The following is a 3803-nucleotide window of genomic DNA, read 5'->3' as shown; positions in this document are numbered from 1 at the left end:
GCCACGTCGAACAAGTGGCTGCTGCGCGACTTGCTGCGTGACGAATGGGGATTCAAGGGCGTGACGGTGAGCGATCACGGCGCGATCGAAGAGTTGATGCGTCATGGCGTGGCGAAGGACGGCCGCGAGGCCGCGAAGCTGGCCATCGAGGCAGGCGTCGACATGAGCATGGCCGATGTGCAGTACCTCAAGCAATTGCCGGGGCTCGTGAAGTCGGGCGAGGTGCCGATGCGCGACATCGACGACGCCGTGCGCGAAGTCCTCGGCGCGAAATACGACATGGGCCTGTTTGCCGACCCCTATCGCCGGATTGGCAACGCGGCGCAGGATCCGAAAGATGTGAATGCGCAGAGCCGTCTGCATCGTGACGCCGCGCGCGATGCCGCGCGCAAGTCCATTGTCTTGCTGGAGAACCGGCACGACACACTGCCGCTGGCCAAAGCGGGCAAGGTCGCGGTGATCGGGCCGCTCGCGGACGCGAAGATCGATATCCTGGGGAGCTGGTCGGCCGCGGGCGTGGCGGCGCAGGCCGTCACGCTGCTGCAAGGCGTGCGCGACGCCCTCGGCCCGCAGGCGCAGGTGACCTATGCGCGCGGCGCGAACATCACCGACGACCCGCGCGTGGTTCAGTATCTCAACTTCCTCGATTGGGACAATCCGGAAGTCGTGCAGGACAAGCGATCGCCGCAGCAGATGATCGACGAAGCCGTGCGAGTCGCGCGCAACGCCGACACGCTGATCGTGGCGGTGGGCGAAGCGCGTGGCATGTCGCACGAGGCGTCCAGCCGCACGAGCCTGTCGTTGCCAGGTAGCCAGTTGGCGCTGTTGCAGGCACTCAAGGCGACCGGCAAGCCGCTCGTCGTCGTGCTGATGAACGGTCGCCCGCTCGATCTGAACTGGCCGAAGGCCAACGCCGACGCCATGCTCGAGACGTGGTACACCGGCACCGAAGGCGGCCACGCGATTGCGGACGTGCTGTTCGGCGACTACAACCCGTCGGGCAAGCTGCCGATCTCGTTCCCGCGCTCGATCGGCCAGATCCCGACGTACTACAACCAGTTGCGCATCGGCCGTCCGTTCACACCGGGCAAGCCGGCCAACTACACCTCGCAATACTTCGAGGAAGACTCCGGCCCGTTGTATGCCTTTGGCTACGGCCTGAGCTACACCTCGTTCGCGGTGTCGAAGGTGACGCTATCGAGCAAGACACTTGAGCGCGGCGGCAAGCTCGATGCGAGCGTGACGGTGCGCAACACCGGCAAGCGCGAGGGGGCGACCGTCGTGCAGCTCTACTTGCAGGACGTTGCCGCGTCGATCGTGCGGCCCATCAAGGAGCTGAAGGGTTTCGACAAGGTAAGCCTGAAGCCTGGCGAATCGCGCACCGTGCATTTCGCGATCGATGAAAGTCTGCTGAAGTTCTACAACGCGAAACTGCAATACGTGGCCGAACCCGGCGACTTCAACGTCGAGATCGGGCTTGATTCGCAACATGTCGAACAGGCGTCGTTCACGCTGCAGTAATGGCAACGCGTGTCGCGGCGTGGTGTCGCGACTTGACGTACCTCACGTCTGCGTCTGGAATTCCTCGCGAAGGAATTCCACGCAGGCACGGACCTTGGCCGACGATGCCACGCGCGACGGATAAACGGCCCAGACGTTGGCCGGTTGCGTCACGTCGGGCAGAACCTGCACCAGATCCCCGCGCGCGATCAGCGCCCCCACGTCCCACATCGAGCGCAGCACGATCCCCTGTCCGTCGAGCGCCCATTGCACGGCCACCTCGCCGTGGTTCGTCGACAGCGGTCCCGTCACCTTGAGGGCGACGGCCTCTGCGCGCTGTTGCAGCCGCCACATGCCGAACGGATGATCGCGTTCCTTGATGACGATGCACGCATGGCCGGCCAGGTCGCTCAATTGACGCGGCGTGCCGTGCGCGTCGAGATAGGCGCGCGAGGCGCACAGCACCCGATGATTGTCCGCGAGCTTGCGGGCGATCAGATGCGGTGCGATGTCGTCGCCGATGCGCACGTCGAGGTCATATCCCTCGGCCGCCACGTCGACGATGCGGTCGAACAGGTCCAGGCGCACGTTGAGCTGCGGATGCAGCGCGCGCAGCCGCGACATGGCGGGGGCCACGGCATGCCGTCCGAAGCCGAAGCTGCTCGACACCCGCAGCGTGCCGCGCGGCACCTGCCGCGTGCTGGAGACATCCTCGATCAGGTGATTCACGTCGTCGAGAATCTTTTCCGCCCAGGCGTACACGCGTTCCCCTGCGTCGGTAATGGCCACGCGCCGGGTCGAGCGATGTAGCAAGCGCGTGCCAAGGTCGGCTTCGAGCATGCCGACGCGCTTGCTCACGTACGCGGGCGAGACGCCCAGCGCTTCGGCTGCCGCCGAAAAGCTGGCACGGCGCGCGACCTGGCAAAAGACGCGCAGATCGTCGAGATTCGGGGTGACGGGTAGAGGTTTATTCACGATTCGTGGATAGTGGATTAACCGATTGAGGGATTTTATCCGCGTTGGAATGGAATAATCTAGCGTCATCGTCCAATCCTCAGGAGAAGCAGACCATGACCGACACGTCCCAGCGCCCTGCGCGTCCGTTCAAGATCGCCGTGATTCCGGGCGACGGCATCGGTAAAGAGGTGATGCCCGAAGGCCTGCGCGTGCTCGACGCCGCGTGCCGACGCTTTGGTATTCCCGTCGACTACCAGCACATCGAATGGGCGAGCTGCGACTACTACGCCAAGCACGGCCAGATGATGCCGGACGACTGGAAGCAGCAGCTCGACGGCGTCGACGCCATTCTGTTTGGTGCCGTGGGCTGGCCCGAGACGGTGCCCGACCATATTTCGCTGTGGGGGTCGTTGCTCAAGTTCCGTCGCGAATTCGATCAGTACATCAACCTGCGCCCGGCGCGTCTGTTCGATGGGGTGCCGTCACCGCTGGCGGGCCGCGAGGCGGGCGATATCGATTTCCTGATCGTGCGCGAGAACACCGAAGGCGAGTACTCGTCGGTGGGCGGCGTAATGTTCGAGGGCACGGAGCGCGAGTTCGTGGTGCAGGAGTCGATCTTCACGCGACACGGCACGGAGCGCGTGCTGAAGTTCGCGTTCGATCTCGCACAGCAGCGTGAGCGCAAGCACGTGACGGTGGCGACCAAGAGCAACGGGATTTCGATCTCGATGCCGTGGTGGGACAAGCGCGCGGCCGAGACGGCGGCGAAGTATCCGGACATCACGTGGGACAAGCAGCACATCGACATTCTGTGTGCGCGCTTTGTGCTCAATCCGGATCGCTTCGACGTGGTGGTCGCGTCGAATCTGTTCGGCGACATCCTGTCGGATCTGGGGCCGGCCTGCACCGGCACCATCGGCATCGCGCCGTCGGGCAACCTGAATCCGGAAGGTAAATTCCCGTCGCTGTTCGAACCGGTGCACGGCTCGGCGCCGGATATCGCGGGCAAGAACATCGCCAACCCGATTGGCATGATCTGGACGGCCGCGATGATGCTCGACTTTATCGGCCGCGGCGAAGGCCGCACGCGCGAGGCGCACGACGCCATTCTCGCGGCGATCACGCAGGTCATCAAGGACGGGCCGCGCACCGGCGATTTAGGGGGGAGCGCGAACACGACCGAAGTCGGTCAGGCGATTGCCGCCGTGGTCAGCGCGGGCTGAGCAGGATACACCGGTGGGCGGTAGGAGCGATCGCCGCTGCCGCGACCGCGTGAACGTGAGACGTGTCGCGCGGGCCGAGCGGGCCGAGCGATGCGCCCGCCGCCCGCTCACGCGCCCACGCTC

At 64.9% G+C, this 3803-nt stretch carries 3 protein-coding genes; 2 read left to right on the top strand and 1 reads right to left on the bottom strand.

Features of this window, described 5'->3' with window-relative positions; all coding sequences use genetic code 11:
- Nucleotides 1–1521, top strand: a 1521-nt coding sequence (gene bglX, locus A985_RS24770; protein WP_039830106.1) for a beta-glucosidase BglX, incomplete at its 5' end; no start/stop codon positions are given.
- Between the two features lie 42 nt (nt 1522–1563).
- Here the strand turns inward: bglX and A985_RS0108940 are convergent.
- The gene (locus A985_RS0108940; RefSeq protein WP_017233067.1) at nt 1564–2475 is read right to left on the bottom strand and encodes a LysR family transcriptional regulator; all 912 of its coding nucleotides are present in this window, start codon (nt 2473–2475) and stop codon (nt 1564–1566) included.
- A 95-nt stretch (nt 2476–2570) separates the two neighbouring features.
- On the opposite strand from A985_RS0108940, the gene A985_RS0108935 reads away from it, so the two are divergent.
- A complete protein-coding gene (locus tag A985_RS0108935) occupies nt 2571–3680 on the top strand; it encodes a tartrate dehydrogenase (RefSeq protein ID WP_017233066.1) in 1110 nt (369 codons plus the stop codon).
- Nucleotides 3681–3803 lie beyond the last annotated feature (123 nt).

The sequence above is a fragment of the Pandoraea sp. B-6 genome (assembly GCF_000282835.1).
GTDB lineage: Bacteria > Pseudomonadota > Gammaproteobacteria > Burkholderiales > Burkholderiaceae > Pandoraea > Pandoraea cepalis.
The sequence above is the reverse complement of the archived record's forward strand: the minus strand, read 5'-3'. Positions and strand labels throughout refer to the sequence as shown.